Source organism: Amycolatopsis sp. NPDC005961 (genome assembly GCF_040629235.1).
Taxonomy (GTDB): domain Bacteria; phylum Actinomycetota; class Actinomycetes; order Mycobacteriales; family Pseudonocardiaceae; genus Amycolatopsis; species Amycolatopsis camponoti.
The window spans coordinates 40,101-57,690 of record NZ_JBEXVF010000007.1 but is presented as its reverse complement, the minus strand read 5'-3'; the positions used below and the strand labels follow the sequence as shown (position 1 = coordinate 57,690).

The 17,590-nt window shown below is 73.6% G+C and carries 1 protein-coding gene; it reads left to right on the top strand.

Going from position 1 to position 17,590, the window contains the following annotated elements:
* Nucleotides 1–3 precede the first annotated feature (3 nt).
* On the top strand, nucleotides 4–17,583 hold the full coding sequence (locus tag ABZ342_RS08605; protein ID WP_360470336.1) for a non-ribosomal peptide synthase/polyketide synthase: 17,580 nt from the start codon (nucleotides 4–6) through the stop codon (nucleotides 17,581–17,583).
* Nucleotides 17,584–17,590 lie beyond the last annotated feature (7 nt).

The window sequence follows — 17,590 nt, the reverse complement described above, 5'->3', positions numbered from 1 at the left end:
ACGATGACCGTGCAAGACACGCCGGCCGAAACGGACGACACCGCGCCGAGAACCGCCGGCCTCGCGGAACTGTTCGCCGCACGGGCGCTTGCGGCGCCGGACGCCGTCGCCGTGGCAGGCGAAAACATCCGGCTGACCTACGGCGAACTGCACGAACGGGCCGACCGGCTGGCGGCCCACCTCGTGCGGCTCGGGCTGCGGCGGGAGGACCGGGTCGGGCTCCTGCTCGGCCGGTCGGCGGAGCTGGTCGTCGCCGAGCTGGCCGTCGTAACGGCCGGGGGCGCGTACGTTCCTCTCGACGGCCGCGCGCCGGACACCCGGCTGCGCACTCTCCTCGCCGACGCCGGGGTGTCGATCCTGATCACCGACGACGCGGACCGGGCCGCAGCGATCCACAGTGGACTCGCAGTGCACGCGGCGGATCCGTTGCCGGACGCGGAGTTCGTGCGGCCACAGGCCGACCCGGACCGGCTGGCGTACCTGATGCACACCTCGGGTTCGACCGGGACACCCAAGGGAGTCGCCGTCCGGCACCGCGACGTCGTGGCGCTCGCCGCGGACCGCCGCTTCGCCGGGGGCGCCCACGAGCGGGTGCTGCTGCACTCGCCGGTCGCGTTCGACGCGTCGACCTACGAACTGTGGGTACCACTGCTCAACGGCGGCACCGTGGTAGTCGCCCCGCCCGGCGACCTCGACGTCGAGACGCTGCGAACCGTCCTCACGCGACACGGCGTGACGGCGCTGTGGCTGACGGCCGGCTTGTTCCGCGTCGTCGCCCAGGAAGCACCGGACTGCTTCCGCGGCGTGCGCGAGGTCTGGACCGGCGGCGACGTCGTCCCGGCCGAGTCCGTGCGGCGCGTGCTGCGGGCGTGCCCGGGCCTGACCGTCGTCGACGGCTACGGCCCGACCGAGACGACCACCTTCGCCACCTCCCACCGGCTGCCCTCGGCGGACGGAGTACCGGCGGCGGTACCGATCGGCCGTCCGCTCGACAACATGCGCGCGTACGTCCTGGACGGCGACCTCACCCCCGTCGCCGACGGCGAACCCGGCGAACTTCACCTGGCCGGCGCCGGACTGGCCCGCGGCTACTGGGCCCGGCCCGGCGCGACGGCGGAGAAGTTCGTCGCCGACCCGGCCGGCGCGCCCGGCGACCGCATGTACCGCACCGGAGACCTGGTCCGCCGCATCGGAGACGGTGAACTGGAGTTCCTCGGCCGGGTCGACGACCAGGTCAAGGTCCGCGGCTTCCGGGTCGAGCTGGGCGAGATCGAGACCGTGCTCGCCGCCGCTCCCGGCGTCGCCGAAGTCGTGGTCGTGGCGCGCGAGGACCGGCCCGGCGTCAAGCGCCTGGTGGCCTACGTGGTGGGGGAGCCGGGTGACCTCGAAGCGGTGGCGGCCGCGTCGCTGCCCGACTACATGGTGCCGTCGGCGTTCGTCGTGCTCGACGCGCTTCCGTTGAGCAGCAACGGAAAAGTCGACCGCCGGGCCCTGCCCGCACCGCCCGCCGAGGCCGTGGAAAGCGCCGAGCCGCGGACGGACACCGAGCGTGCCGTGGCGGGGGTTCTGGCGGAGGTGCTGGGCGTCGAGCGCCTCGGCGTCGACGAGGACTTCTTCGCCCTCGGCGGCGACTCGATCCTCGCTGTTCAAGCGCTTTCGCGCCTGCGCCGGGAGTTCGGCGCCGGGCTCTCGGCGCGGACGCTGTTCGACGCGCCCACCGTGGCCGCGCTGGCGAGCGTCCTCGAGAAAGCGCCGCAAGATGACGCCGCGATCCCGGTCGCGCCGCCGTCGGACGTCATCCCGCTGTCCCCGGCCCAGCGACGGTTGTGGTTCCTCGACGAACTGACCGGCGGCAGCGCCGAGTACAACACCGGTGTCGGGCTCCGGCTGTCCGGCCCGCTCGACGTCGACACCCTGCGCGGAGCGCTGGCGTCGCTCTGCGCGCGACACGAATCACTGCGGACGACGTTCGGCGAAGGCGTCCAGCAGATCGCGTCCACCGGCGAGATCCCGTTACGCATCAGCGAGGAGCCGCCGGACGACACCGTGCTGAAGGCCGATCTGAGCGAGCCGTTCGACCTGCGGACCGGCCCGCTGACCCGCGCCACGCTGTTCCCCCTCGGCCCCGGCGAGCACCTGCTCCTGCTGTGCCAGCACCACATCGTCACCGACGGCCGCTCGATCGGCGTGCTCACGAAAGAACTCCTCGACCTCTACGGCGGCGTGACCCCGCCGCCGCTGACCCTGGGCTACCGCGACTACACGCACTGGCGGCTCCAGTCCACTTCGGACGACCAGCTCGCCTACTGGCGCGAAACCCTGGACGGCATCGAACCGCTCGCCCTGCCGACGGACCGGCCCCGGCCGCCGCAGCGCACGACCGACGGCGCGGTGCACCGGCACGACCTCCCGGCCGACCTGGTGGGGCGGCTCGCCGACGCCGGCCGCTCGCACGGCGCCACCCTCTTCATGACGCTCACCGCCGCGGTGCAGGTACTCCTGGCCGCCTACAGCGGGCAGCGCGACATCGCCGTCGGCACCGCGGTCGCCGGCCGCGACCGGGCCGAACTCGAATCGCTGACCGGGTTCTTCGTCAACACCCTCGTCCTGCGGTCCGCCGTGGACGGTGACCGGTCGTTCGAGGACTTCCTCGGCGAGTTCCGGGAGACAGTGCTGGCGGCGTTCGCCCACGGCGACGTCCCCTTCGACCGCGTCGTCGACGAGGTGCAGCCGGACCGCGACCCGTCGCGGACGCCGCTGGTGCAGGCCGTCGTCGTCCTGCAGACCCCGCTCGTACAGCCTCGCGAGGTCGGCGACCTGCAGGTGAGCGAGTACGACCTACCGCGCCCATCGGCCCGGTTCGACCTGGTCGTCGAGTTCTGGCCGCACGCCGACGGCTTGCGCGTCACCGTGGAGTACGCCACGGCGCTCTTCGACGCGGCCACGATCGAACGCCTCACGCGCAGCCTGGAGACGCTGCTGACCGGCATCGCGGCCGACCCGGCGCGCCCGGTGGGCGACCTCCCGCTGCTGACCGACGAGGATCGCCGCTTCCTGCTCCCGGCGAGCACGGAGACCAAAGCCGCGACCGTCCCGGACCTCTTCGACCGCCGCGCGGACCGCCACCCGGACGCGACAGCCGTGGCCGGAGACGAAGAGCTGACCTACCGCGAACTGAAGAACCGCGCCGACCGGCTCGCGCGACGGCTGATCCGGCTCGGCGTCCGCCCGGAGGACCGCGTCGGAGTGCTCATGGACCGCTCGGCCGACCAGGTCGTCGCGGTGCTCGCGATCCTCAAGGCCGGCGCCGCCTACCTCCCGCTGGACCTGCGTGCCCCGGCCGACCGGATGCGGCTGGTCCTCGGCGGCACCCCGTTGCTGCTCACCGACGAGCGCTGGCAGGACACGGCGGCCGAGGTCCACCCGGACCCGTTCGTGGTCACGGACGTCGACGAGCCGACGTCCACTCCGGACATCGCGCTGGATCCGCAACACCTGGCCTACGTCGAGTACACCTCCGGCTCCACCGGCGTCCCGAAGGGCGTGGCCGTGCGGCACGCCGACGTCGCCGCGCTCGCCGCCGATCCGCGGTTCGCCGGCGGCGCCCACGAGCGGGTGCTGCTGCACTCGCCGCTCGCCTTCGACGCCTCGACCTACGAGCTGTGGGTACCGTTGCTCAACGGTGGCACCGTCGTGGTCGCGCCACCCGGCGACCTGGACGCCGACGCCCTCCGCCAGCTCGCGGCCGACTACAAGATCACGGCGCTGTGGCTGACCGCCGGGCTGTTCCGACTTTTCGCCGAGGACGACCCGGAGTGCTTCGCGGGCCTGCGCGAGGTCTGGACCGGCGGCGACGTCGTCCCACCGGCCGCGGCGCGCCGGGTTCTCGACGGCTGCCCGGGGCTCACGGTCGTCGACGGCTACGGCCCGACCGAGACCACCACGTTCGCCTCGTCGTTCCCGATGCCGTCGGCGGACGCGGTCCCCGAGACCGTCCCGATCGGCACGCCCCTGGCCGGCATGCGGATCTACCTGCTCGACGAGCGGCTCCGGCTGGTGCCGCGCGGCGCGCTCGGCGAGGTCTGCATCGCCGGCGCCGGCCTCGCCCGCGGGTACTTCGCCCGGCCCGGCGCGACCGCCGAGCGGTTCGTCGCCGACCCGTTCGGCGCGCCGGGCGACCGGATGTACCGGACCGGCGACCGCGGCCGCTGGCGCACCGACGGCACCCTCGAGTTCGCCGGCCGCGCCGACGACCAGGTCAAGATCCGCGGCTTCCGCGTCGAACCCGCCGAGGTCGAACGCGTGCTGGCCGCCCAGCCGGGCGTCGCGCAGGCCGTCGTGGCCGTCCGTATCACCGGCGCGCGCAAGCAGCTGGCCGGATACGTCGTCCCGGCCGACGAGTCCACTGTGGACATCAAAGCGCTGCGGCGCGCGGTGGGTCGCACGGTGCCGGACTACATGGTGCCCTCGGCGATCGTCGTCCTGGACGCGTTGCCGCTCAACGCCAACGGCAAGGTCGACCGGCACGCCCTGCCCGAGCCGCGCTTCGAGTCCACCGGGGATCGGACGCCACGCACCGAGCGCGAAGCCGTCCTCGCCGGGATCTGGGCCGACGTGCTCGGCGTCGACCGCGTCGGCGTCGAGGACAACTTCTTTGCCCTCGGCGGCGATTCGATCCTGAGCATCCAGGTCAGCGCCCGGGCCCGGCGCGCGGGCCTCGCCGTGACCACGGCGGACCTGTTCCGCCACCAGACGATCGCGGCGCTCGCCCCGGTGATCGGGGACGCCGCGGCGAGCCCCGACCGCGGGCCGGTGACCGGCGAGGTCGCGCTCACCCCGATCCAGCGCTGGTTCTTCGAAACCGCGGCGGTGCCGTACCGGTTCGACCAGGCGATCGCGGTCGAGCTAGCGGAGAACGTCGGCGAGGTCGCCCTCGCCACGGCCCTGGCCACGCTGGCCGAGCACCACGACGCCCTGCGCATGCGGTTCGAACCCGACGGCGACGGCTGGCGGCAGCACAACGCCCCCGTCGGCGAGGGGCACTCGATGCTGCGGTGGGCGCTGTCCGGCGAGCCCGGCCGGCGCGTGCTGCACCTGGCCGCGCACCACCTGGTCGTCGACGGCGTCTCGTGGCGGCTGCTGCTCGAAGACCTCGACCGCGCCTACCACCAGGTCACCCGCGGCGAAGGGGTCGACCTCGGCCCGAGGACGACGTCGTTCCGCGATTGGGCCGCCAAGCTCGCCGAGCACGCCGAAGCGGGCGGTTTCGACGACGAACTGGACCACTGGCGGAGCCTGCCCGAGGCGGCCCCGATCCCGGTCGACGGCCACGGAGCGAACGCGGTCGGCCGGGCCCGCGCGGTCACCGTCCGGCTCACCGCCGAGGAGACGCGGGCGCTGCTGCGGCAGGTGCCCGAGGTCTACCGGACGCAGGTCAACGACGTGCTGCTGACCGCACTCGGCCGCGTGCTGGGGGAGTGGACCGGGCACGTTCCGGTGATCGACCTCGAAGGCCACGGCCGCGAGGAGCTGTTCGACACCGACCTTTCGCGGACGGTCGGCTGGTTCACCAGCATGTTCCCGGTGGCCCTGGACGTCCCGGGCGACTGGGGCACCGGGCTGAAGGCGGTCAAGGAGCAGCTGCGGGCGGTTCCGCGGCGCGGCATCGGCTATGGCGCCCTGCGGTACCTGACCGGGACGGCGCCGGTGATCACCCCGCCCATCAGCTTCAACTACCTCGGCCAGTTCGACCTGCCCGGCGACCTCTACACCGGCCTGCACCGCGAGCTGACCCTCGACGCCGACCCCAGTGACAGCCGTCCGCACCTCCTGGAGGTCGTCGGCCGGGTCGACGGCGACACCCTCGAATTCGGCTGGCACTACGCCGAAGGCGTCCACGACGAGGCCACCGTTAAGCGGCTGGCCGACGGGATGCTGGCCGCGCTGCGGGCGATCGTCGCGCACTGCACGGACCCGGCCGCGGGCGGCCGCACGCCGGCCGACTTCCCCCTCGCGGGCCTCGACCAGTCCACCTTGGACGAACTGGTCGGTGACGGGCGCGCAGTCGAAGACGTCTACCCGCTGACGCCGATGCAGGCGGGGATGGTCTTCCACGACCTGGCCCAGCCCGGCGAACGCGTCTACTTCGAACAGATCTCCTTCACCCTCGACGACGTGCCCGACTCGCGCCGGCTCGGGGAGGCGTTCCAGCGGATCGTCGACCGGACACCGGTGCTGCGCAGCCGGATCGTCTGGGACGGCGTGCCCGAGCCGCTCCAGATCGTGCAGCGCACCGCCGAACTCCCGGTCACCTACGACGTCGACGAAGCCGAGTACCTCGCCGCGGACCTGGCCGAAGGGCTGGACCTGACGAAGGCGCCCCTGGCCCGGCTGGCCGTCGCAAAGGTGTCCGGCACGACTGTGCGCGTGATCTGGACGTTCCACCACGTCCTGCTCGACGGCTGGAGCGTCTTCGGCATCCTCAACGACGTCGTCGCGCTGCTGCGCGGCGAAGAACCGCCTTCGCGGCGGCCGTTCCGCGAGTACGCGGCGTGGCTGGCCGACCAGGACGACACCCTCGCCGAGACGTACTGGCGCGCCGAACTCACCGGCGTGACGCCCACCCCGCTGCCCGGCGACCGGGCCTCGGGACGCACCCACTCGGCCAGTTCCAGCGCCCGCGTCCCCCTCGAACTCGATGACGCCGGGTCGGCGGCGGTGTACGCCTTCGCCCGCCGCCACCGGCTGACCGTGAACACCCTCGTCCAAGGCGCCTGGGCGACTCTGTTGTCCCGCTACAGCGGCGAATCCGAAGTCTGCTTCGGCGCGACAGTGTCCGGCCGCCCGGCCGAACTGCCCGGCGCGGACGACATCGCGGGCCTGTTCATCAACACGCTACCGGTGCGCGTCCGGCTCGACCGCGACCACGGCGTCGCCGCCTGGCTGCGCGAACTCCAGGCCGCGCAGGCGGAATCCCGGCGGTTCGGCCACGTCGGGCTGCCCCGGCTGCAGGCGTGGAGCGGCAGCGGCGGCAGCCTGTTCGACAGCATCGTCGTGTTCGAGAACTACCCGATCGACGAAGTCTCCGGGCTGCGCGACGTCCGGGCGGCCGAGCGCACCAACTACCCGCTCGGCCTGGTCGCCTACCCGGGCCGCCGGCTGTCGCTGGTGCTGACCCACGACCCAGCGCTCATCGCCCCGGTGGTCGCCGCGCGGCTCGCCGCCCACCTCGAAGCCCTGGTCCGGGGCATGGTCGCCGCCCCGAACGAACCGGTGACGCGGGTGCCCATGCTGTCCGCCGCCGAGGTCCGACAGCTGGTCACCGACCGGAACGACACCGCGGTCCCGGTGCCGGCGGTGACCGTGCCCGAGCTTTTCGAGGCCCGCGTCCGCAGCAACCCGGCCGCGGTCGCGCTGGTGACCGACGAGCAGAGCGTCACCTACGGCGAACTCGACGTCCGCGCGAACCGGCTGGCCCACCGGCTGCTGGACCTCGGCGTCCGGCCGGAGGACCGGGTCGCCGTCCTGATGGACCGCTCGCCCGCGCTCGTCGTCGCCGAGCTGGCGATCCTCAAGGCCGGCGGCGCATACCTGCCGCTGGACCTGCGCGCCCCGGCCGACCGACTGCGGCTGCTGCTTGCCGAAGCCGAGGCCGACGTGCTCGTCACCGACGAGACCTGGCTGGCGACCGCCCGCGAGGTCCGCAGTGGACACATTGTCACCGGCGCGGACGATCAGCCGGAAACGCCGCCGGACGTGGCCCTCGAGCCCGACCAGCTCGCCTACGTCATCTACACGTCCGGCTCGACCGGCAAGCCCAAGGGCGTGGCCGCGCGGCACCGCGACGTCGTCACGCTGGCCGCGGACCGGCGGTTCGCCCCGCACGACCGGGTGCTGCTGCACTCGCCGCAAGCCTTCGACGCCTCCACCTACGAGCTGTGGGTGCCGCTGCTGAACGGCGGCACGGTCGTGCTCGCCCCGCCCGGCGACCTCGACGTCCACACCCTCGGCCGTGCGCTCACCACGCACGGCGTCACCGGCGCGTTCCTCACCACCGGGCTGTTCCGGCTGGTCGCCCAGGAAGCTCCCGAGGTCTTCGCCGGGCTGCGCGAAGTCTGGACCGGCGGCGACGCCGTGCCCGCGGCCGCCCTGCGCCGCGTCCAGGCCGCCTGCCCCGGCCTCCTCGTCGCCGACGTCTACGGCCCGACCGAGACCACCACCTTCGCGACCGTGCACCCGCTGCCCGGCGAAATCCCCGACGTCGTCCCGATCGGCGCGCCCCTGGACAACGTGCGGGTCTACGTGCTGGACGGCGACCTGCGGCTGGCCCCGCCGGGTGCGCCCGGCGAGCTGCACATCGCCGGCGCCGGGCTGGCGCGCGGCTACCTGGGCCGGCCGGGCCTGACCGCCGACCGGTTCGTCGCGGACCCGTTCGGGCCGCCGGGGGAGCGGATGTACCGCACCGGTGACCTCGTGCGCTGGACCGACGACGGCGCGCTCGAATTCGTCGGCCGTGTCGACGAGCAGGTCAAGGTCCGCGGGTTCCGCGTCGAGCCGAGCGAGATCGAAGCCGCGCTCGGCGAGCACCCGGACGTCGTGCAGGCCGCCGTGCTGGCCCGCGCGGACGGCGGCGTGAAGCGCCTGGTCGCCTACGTCGTCGGCCAAACCGCCGGGCTGGCGGAGTTCCTCGGCCGGACGCTGCCGGACTACATGGTGCCCGCCGCGTTCGTCCGGCTGGACCGGTTCCCGGTGAACGTCAACGGCAAGCTCGACCGGAACGCGTTGCCCGCGCCCGACTTCGGCGGCCGGGAGCACGTGGCCCCGCGCACCGACCGCGAACGCGTGGTCACCGAGATCTGGGCCGAGGTGCTGGGCGTCGAGCGCGTCGGCGCGACCGACGACTTCTTCTCCCTCGGCGGCGACTCGATCCTCAGCATCCAGGTCGTGTCCCGGGCCCGCCGGGCCGGGCTGGAGCTGCTGCCCGGCGACCTGTTCGCCCACCGCACGCCGGCCGCGCTCGCCGCGGCGGCGCGCACCGCCACCGAGACCACCGAGCGCGGCCCGGTCAGCGGTGCGGTGCCGTTGACGCCGATCCAGCGCTGGTTCTTCGCGACGCAGACCGCCGCGCCGGACCACTTCCACCAGTTCGTCCACCTGGGGCCGGACACCGTGGACGCCCACGCGGCTCGGCAAGCCGTCGACGCGCTGCTGGCGCACCACGACGCCCTCCGGATGCGGTTCACCCACGACGAAAACGGGTGGCACCAGGAGAACGGCCCGGTCGGCGCCGAGACCCCGCTGGTCCGCTTGGACGTCTCCGAACACGACGTCAAGCTCGCCGTGCACCACCTCGTGGTCGACGGCGTGTCCTGGCGCGCGCTCGTCGAGGACTTCGAACGCGCCTACGACCAGGCGCTGCGGGGTGAGCCGATCGACCTCGGCCCGCGGACGACGTCGTTCCGCGAGTGGGCCGGCCGGCTGACCGAGCACGCCGAGGCCGGGGGTTTCGACGACGAACTCGCGCACTGGCGCGGCCTGCCCGAGGCGACGCCGATCCCGGTCGACGGCGACGGGGACACCACGGTCGCCGGGATGCGATCGGTCACCGTCCGGCTACCCGTGCCGGAGACGAACGCGCTGCTGCGCGAGGTCCCGCCGGTCTACCGGACGCAGGTCAACGACGTGCTGCTGGCCGCGCTCGGCCGGGTGCTGCGGGACTGGACCGGCCGGACCCCGGTCGTCGACCTCGAAGGCCACGGCCGCGAAGACCTGCTCGCCGACATCGACCTTTCCAGGACGGTCGGCTGGTTCACCACCGTGTTCCCGGTGGCCCTGGACGTCCCGAACGACTGGGGCACCGCGCTCAAGGCCGTCAAAGAGCAACTGCGCGCGGTCCCGCGGCGAGGCATCGGCTACGGCGCCTTGCGGTACCTGGCCGGCACGGCGCCGGCGATCGACCCGCAGGTCAGCTTCAACTACCTCGGGCAGTTCGGCTCCGGCCGCCTCGAATCCGACGAGAGCCCCCGCTCGGCGCGGGCGCACCTGCTCGACGTCGTCGGCCGCGTCGAATCCGGGGAACTGGAGCTGACCTGGTACTACGCCGAGGGTGTCCATCGGAAGTCCACCGTGGACTCGCTGGCCACGACGATGCTCGACGCCCTTCGCGAGATCGTCCGGCACTGCGCGGCGCCGGGCACGGGCGGCCGCACGCCGTCCGACTTCCCGCTGGTCGCCCTGGATCAGTCCACTCTGGACGAGCTGGTCGGCGACGGGCGCGCCGTCGAGGACGTCTACCCGCTGACGCCGATGCAATCCGGCATGGTCTTCCACGCGCTGTCCCAAAGCGAGGAACGCGTCTACTTCCAGCAGGTCGCCTTCGTGCTCGACGGCGTCCGCGACCCGGTCGCCCTGGAACGCGCGTGGCAGCGGGTCGTCGACCGGACACCGGTGCTGCGGACGCGGATCGTCTGGGAGGACGTTCCCGAGCCCGTCCAGGTCGTGCAGCGCCACGCCGACGTCCCGGTCACCCACCACGACTGGCGCGGCCACACCCCGGACGAGCGGGACCAGGCCTGGCAGGACCTCCTCGACGTCGACCGCGCCCGCGGCCTCGACCTGACCGAGACGCCGTTGCTGCGGCTGGTGCTGGCGCGCCTGTCGGACACCGAAGTCCGCGTGCTGTGGACGTTCCACCACGTCCTGCTCGACGGCTGGAGCGTCTTCGGCGTGCTGTCCGACGTCTTCGCCGCCTACGCCGGTGACGAGCTGCCCGAGCGGCCGCCGTTCCGCGACTACGTGGCCTGGCTGGCCCGTCAGGACGACTCCGCGGCCGAACGGCACTGGCGAGCGGAACTCGGCGACCTCGTCGCCCCGGCCCGGCTGCCCTTCGACCGCGTGCCCGCGCAGGCCCACACCACCCGGTCCTCGCAGTGGCTGCGCATCCCGCTCGAGAACTCCGGGCGGCTGCGGGACGCGGCCCGGCGCGCCGGGCTCACGGTGAACACCGTCCTGCAGGGCGCGTGGGCGCTGCTGCTGGCCCGCCTCGGCGGCGAGCCGGACGTCTGCTTCGGCACCACGGTGTCCGGCCGTCCGGTGGAGCTGCCCGGCGCCGACGACGTCACCGGCATCTTCATCAACACCCTGCCCGTGCGCGTCACCGTCGCGGGGTCGTCAGTGGCGGAGTGGCTGACCGCGTTGCAAGCCCGTCAGGTCGAGTCGCGCCGGTACGGGCACCTGCCGCTGACCAAGCTGCAGGCGTGGAGCGGCGGTACAGGGAGTCTCTTCGACAGCATCGTCGTGTTCGAGAACTACCCCGCCGACACCGCGGCGGCGCACGGCCTGACCTTGCGGGACGTCGACGCGGCCGAGACGACCAACTATCCGTTCAGCGTCGTCGCCTCGCCGGGGGAGCAGATCACCCTCGACGTCGGCTACGACCCGGACCTGTTCGACGCGGCGACGGCCGAGCGGATCGCCCGGCTGCTGACCGGCGTCCTCGACGCCTTCGCCGCGGATCTGCACCGGCCCCTGGCGGACGTTGACCTGCTCACCGACGCCGAACGCCACCAGGTGCTGGTCGAGTGGAACGCCACCGCGCACCCGCTGCCAGAGGGCGACCTGGCCGAGCTGTTCGCCGCGCAGGTCAAGCGCACGCCGGACGCCGTCGCGCTGACCGGGGACGACTTCCAGCTGACCTACGCCGAACTGGACGAGGCCGCCGACCGGCTCGCGCGGTACCTGGTCTCGCTCGGTGCCGGACCCGAGCGCCTGGTCGGGGTGCTCATGGAGCGCTCACCCCGGCTGCTCGTCACCGAACTGGCGATCATCAAGGCGGGCGCGGCCTACCTGCCGCTGGACACCCGCGCGCCGGCGCCGCGCCTCAAGACCCTCCTCACGGGCGTCACCATCCTCGTCGCCGACGAGACCTGGGCCTGGACCGCCCGGGCGATCCACAATGGACTCGTCGTCGGGCCGGACGACCGGACGGCGGACGTGCCGCTGCCCGCCGCGGACCGGGACAACCTCGCGTACGTGATGTACACGTCCGGCTCGACCGGCACGCCGAAGGGCGTGGCCGTGCGCCGGCGTGACGTCGTGGCGCTGGCCGCCGACCACCGGTTCGGCCCGCACGACCGGGTGCTGCTGCACTCGCCGCACTCGTTCGACGCCTCGACGTACGAACTCTGGGTGCCGCTGCTCAGCGGCGGCACGGTCGTCGTGGCACCGCCGGGTGACCTCGACGTCGACACCCTCGGCCGGCTGCTCACCACGCACGGCGTGACCGGCGCGTTCCTCACGACCGGGCTGTTCCGGCTGGTCGCGCAGGAGGCCCCCGCGGTGTTCGCGGGGATGCGGGAGGTGTGGACCGGCGGCGACGCCGTGCCGGCCGCGGCCCTACGCCGGGTCCGGGAAGCCTGCCCGGACACCGTGGTCGCCGACGTCTACGGGCCCACCGAAACCACGACCTTCGCGACCGTGTACCCGATGCCCGGGGCGGTCCCGGACGTCGTCCCGATCGGGCGGCCCCTGGACAACATGCGCGCCTACGTCCTCGGCCCGGACCTGCGGCCGGTGCCGCCCGGCGCCCCGGGCGAGCTGTACCTCGCGGGGGAAGGCCTGGCCCGCGGGTACCTCGGCCGGCCCGGGCTGACGGCCGAGCGGTTCCTCGCCGACCCGTTCGGGCCGGCGGGGGAGCGGATGTACCGCACCGGCGACCTCGCGCGCTGGACCGGCGAGGGCGCGCTCGAATTCGTCGGCCGTGCCGACGAGCAGGTCAAGGTCCGCGGGTTCCGGATCGAGCCCGGCGAGATCGAGGCCGCGCTGGCCGCGCACCCCGGCGTCGCGCAAGCCGCGGTGGTGGCGCGCGAAGACCACGGCGTCAAGCGCCTGGTCGCCTACTTCACCGGCGACGCCGGCGACCTGGCCGAGTTCCTCGGGCAGACGCTGCCGGACTACATGGTCCCGGCCGCGTTCGTCCGGCTCGAGACCTTCCCCTTGAACGTCAACGGGAAGCTCGACCGGACCGCCCTGCCCGCCCCGGACTTCGCCGCGGCCGGCACCCACCGGGCGCCGTCGACCGACGCCGAGCGGACGCTGGCCGCGATCTGGACGGACGTGCTCGGCGTCGAGGACGTCGGGGCCGAGACGAACTTCTTCGAGCTGGGCGGCGACTCGATCCTCAGCATCCAGGTCGTCTCCCGCGCCCGCCGCGCCGGGCTGACCCTGTTGCCGCACGACGTCTTCCGGCACCCGACCTTGGCCGCGCTCGCGGCACATGCGGGTGAGGATGACGGTCCGCGCGCCGAGCAGGGCCCGGTCACCGGTGAGGCACCGCTCACGCCGATCCAGCGGTGGTACTTCGAGACCCAGCCCGCGCGGTTCGACCAGCGCGTGGTCCTCGAGGACGTCGACGAGCAGGCCGCGCGCCGTGCGCTCGAAGCGCTGTGGGCGCACCACGACGCTCTCCGCCTGCGGTTCGAGGCTGGGGTCCAGCACGGCGAACCGGTCTGGCCCGCCGACCTGCTCACCGACGAGGTGTCCTTCGACCTCGGCCGCGGACCGTTGCTGAACGCCGTCCTCGACGGGCGGCGGCTGCTGCTGGCCGCGCACCACCTGGTCGTCGACGGCGTCTCGTGGCGGATCCTCCTGGAGGACTTCCACGCCGCCTACCGTGGTGAAGCCCTCGCGCCGAAGACGACGTCGTTCCTCGCCTGGGCGCGGAACCTGGCCGAGTACGCCGAGGCCGGCGGTTTCGACGACGAGCTGGACCACTGGCGCGCGCTGCCCGCGGTGCCGCCGCTGCCCGCCGACGGCGAGGGCCCGGCCACCGTCGCCGACAGCCGCGAAGTCACCGTCCGGCTCACCGCCGACGAGACGCGGGCGCTGCTGCACGACGTCCCCGAGGTGTACCGGACGCAGGTCAACGACGTCCTGCTGACCGCACTCGGCCGCGTGCTGCGGGACTGGACCGGGCACACCCCGGTCGTCGACCTCGAAGGCCACGGCCGCGAAGAACTGTTCGACGACGTCGACCTCTCGCGGACGGTCGGCTGGTTCACCAGCATGTTCCCGGTCGCGCTGGACGTCCCGGACGACTGGGGCACCGCGCTGAAGTCGGTCAAGGAGCAGCTGCGGGCGGTTCCGCGGCGGGGCATCGGCTACGGCGCCCTGCGGTACCTGACCGGCACGGCCCCCGCGATCGATCCGCCGGTCAGCTTCAACTACCTCGGCCGGTTCGACGACGCCGCCGGCGGGCTCGACGCCGACGTCGACCCGGACGCACCCCGCACGCACGCCCTCGACGTCGTCGGCCGGGTCGTGGGCGGGGAGCTGGAGCTGACGTGGTCGCACATCGCTGACGTGCACCACCGGAGCACCGTCGAGCACCTCGCCGAGCGGATGCTGACGGCGTTGCGGGAGATCGTCGCGCACTGCGCCGAACCGGGCGCAGGTGGCCGGACCCCGTCGGACTTCCCCCTGGTATCACTGAACCAATCCACAGTGGACGAACTGGTCGCCGGGGGTGCCGAGGATGTCTACCCGGTGACGCCGATGCAGGGCGGCATGGTGTTCCACGGGCTTTCCCAAGCCGCCGAGGGCTTGTACTTCGAGCAGGCGACGTTCGTGCTCGACGGCGTCACCGACGTCGACCGGCTCGCCGAAGCCTGGCAGCTCGTCGTCGACCGCACGCCGATCCTGCGCACCGCGTTCGTCTGGGCCGGGGTCGCCGAGCCGGTCCAGGTCGTGCACCGCGGGGTCACCCTGCCGGTCCGCCGCCTCGACTGGACCGGGCGCGACCGTGACGAGGAACTGCGGAAGCTCCTCGCCGAGGACCGCGCGGAAGGCCTCGACCTCGGCACGGCGCCGCTGGCCCGGGTCGCGCTGGCCCGGCTCTCCGCCACCGAAGTGCAGGTGCTGTGGACGTTCCACCACGTCCTGCTCGATGGCTGGAGCGTCTTCCAGGTGCTTTCGGACGTCTGCACCGCCTACGCCGGGCAGCCGCTGCCCACCCGGCCGCCGTTCCGCGAGTACCTCGCCTGGCTGGGCCGCCAGGACCAGACGAACGCCGAACGCTTCTGGCGCACCGCGCTCGACGGCGTCGAGGGCCCGACCCCGGTGCCCGCCGACCGGACGCCGCCCCCGGGCCACGCGCCCTGCTCGGCCGAGTGGCTGCCGGTCAAGCTCGACGAGACCGCCACGGCCCGGCTCGATGCATTCGTCAAACGGCACGGCCTCACCCACAACGTCGTGCTGCAAGGCGCGTGGGCGCTGCTGCTGTCGGTCTACAGTGGACGCGACGACGTCGTGTTCGGCGCCACCACCTCCGGCCGCCCGGCCGAGGTGCCCGGCGTGGACGACATCACCGGCATCTTCATCAACACCCTGCCGGTCCGGGCCGCCGTCGACCGCCGCGCCCGCGTGGCCGACTGGCTCGCCGGGCTGCAGGCCGTGCAGGCGGAGGCCCGCGGGCACGGCCACGTGCCGCTCGCCCGGGTGCAGGGCTGGGCGGGTCTGCCCGGCGGGGTCGACCTGTGCGCCAGCCTGGTGGTGTTCGAGAACTACCCGATCACCGGCGCGTCCGCAGGCCACGGCCTCACCGTGCGCGGCCTGTCGGCACGGGAGACGACCAACTTCCCGCTCACCGTCGTCGCGTCGCCGGGGGCCGAGCTGTCGGTCGACGTCGGCTACGACCCGGGCCTGTTCGACGCCGCGACGGTGTCCCGGCTGGCCGGGCACCTGCTGACGGTCCTCGGCGAACTGGCCGCTGACGGCGACCGGACCCTCGGCGCGGTCACCATGACCACCCCGGCCGAAACCCGGCTGCTGGCGGAGTGGACGGCGACCGGCAACGAGCCCCCGGCCCGATCGCTGCCGGAGCTGTTCGCCGAGCAGGTCCGCACCCGGCCGGACGCGGTCGCGGCCGTCCTCGACGGCGAGGCGGTCACCTACGCCGAGCTGAACCGGCGGGCCAACCGGCTCGCGAACCGCCTGGTGGGTTTGGGACTGCGGCCGGAGGAAGCGGTCGGGCTCGCCGTGTGCCGCGCCGACGCTGTGGTCGCCGAGCTGGCCGTGGTCAAGGCGGGCGGCGCGTACCTGCCGATCGACACCCGCGCCCCGGCCGAGCGGCGGAAGTTGCTGCTCGACGGCGTCCGGTTCGTCATCGCCGCGGAGGAGTACCCGCTCGGGCGGACGGTGCTGCTGTCCTCCGTGGACGACGAGTCCACTGCGGACCCCGAAGTCGCCGTCGATCCTGACCAGGCGGCGTACGTGATGTACACATCCGGGTCCACCGGCGTGCCGAAGGGTGTCGTGGTGCGCCACCGCGACGTCGCCGCGCTGGCCGCCGACCGACGGTTCCGCAGTGGCGCGCACGAACGCGTTCTGCTGCACTCGCCGCTGGCCTTCGACGCCACGACGTACGAGCTGTGGGTGCCGCTGCTGAACGGCGGCCGGGTGGTCGTCGCCCCCGGCGAAGGTGTCGACGCCCCGGTGTTGCGGGACTTCGTGCGCGAGCACGGCCTGACCGGGATGTGGATCACCGCCGGGCTGTTCCGCGTCCTCGCCCAGGAAACTCCGGATTGTTTCGCCGGTCTGCGCGAAGTCTGGACCGGCGGCGACGTCGTCCCGGCCACGTCGGTGCGGCGCGTCCTCGCCGCGTGCCCCGGGCTGCGGGTCGTCGACGGCTACGGCCCGACCGAGACCACGACGTTCGCGACTTCGCACCCGATGGCCGACGTTGTCCCGGACCGGATCCCGATCGGCCGGCCGCTCGACGGGGTGCACGCCCGGGTCGTGGACGCGGACCTGCGCCCGGTGCCGCCGGGCGTCCCCGGCGAACTGTGCCTGGCCGGCGCGGGCCTGGCCCGCGGCTACCGGGACCGGCCCGGTCTCACCGCGGACCGGTTCGTGGCGGACCCCTTCGGCGCGCCGGGGGAGCGGATGTACCGCACCGGCGACCTCGTCCGCTGGACCGCCGAAGGCACTCTCGAATTCCTCGGCCGCCGCGACGACCAGGTCAAGCTGCGCGGGTTCCGCGTCGAACCGGGCGAAGTCGAGGCCGTGCTGGCCCGGCACCCGGACGTGCCGCAGGCCGCGGTCGTCGTGCGCGAGGACCAGCCGGGCGCCAAGCAGCTGGTGGCCTACGTCGTATCCGATGTGGACGAAGGCGTGCTGCGGGAGTTCCTGGCCCGCACGCTGCCGGACTACCTCGTGCCAGCCGCGTTCGTCACCCTCGACCGGCTCCCGGTCAGCGCCAACGGCAAGGTCGACCGCCGCGCGCTGCCCGCCCCCGCCGCGCCGGAAACCCGGCACGTCGAACCAGAAACCGAAACCGAGCGCGCGCTCGCCGGGATCTGGGCCGAGGTGCTCGGCGTGGCCCGGGTCGGCGCCGAAGACAGCTTCTACGCGCTCGGCGGCGACTCCCTGCGGAGCCTGCAGATCGCCGCCCAAGCGAGCGCGCTGTTCGACGTCCGGCTCACCCCGGCCGACGTGCTGACCGCGCGCACGGTCGCCGGGCTCGCCGGAACCGTCGAGGAACTCATCCTGGGCGAGCTGGAAAGCCTCGCCTTCGACCAGGAATCGTGAGGACTGC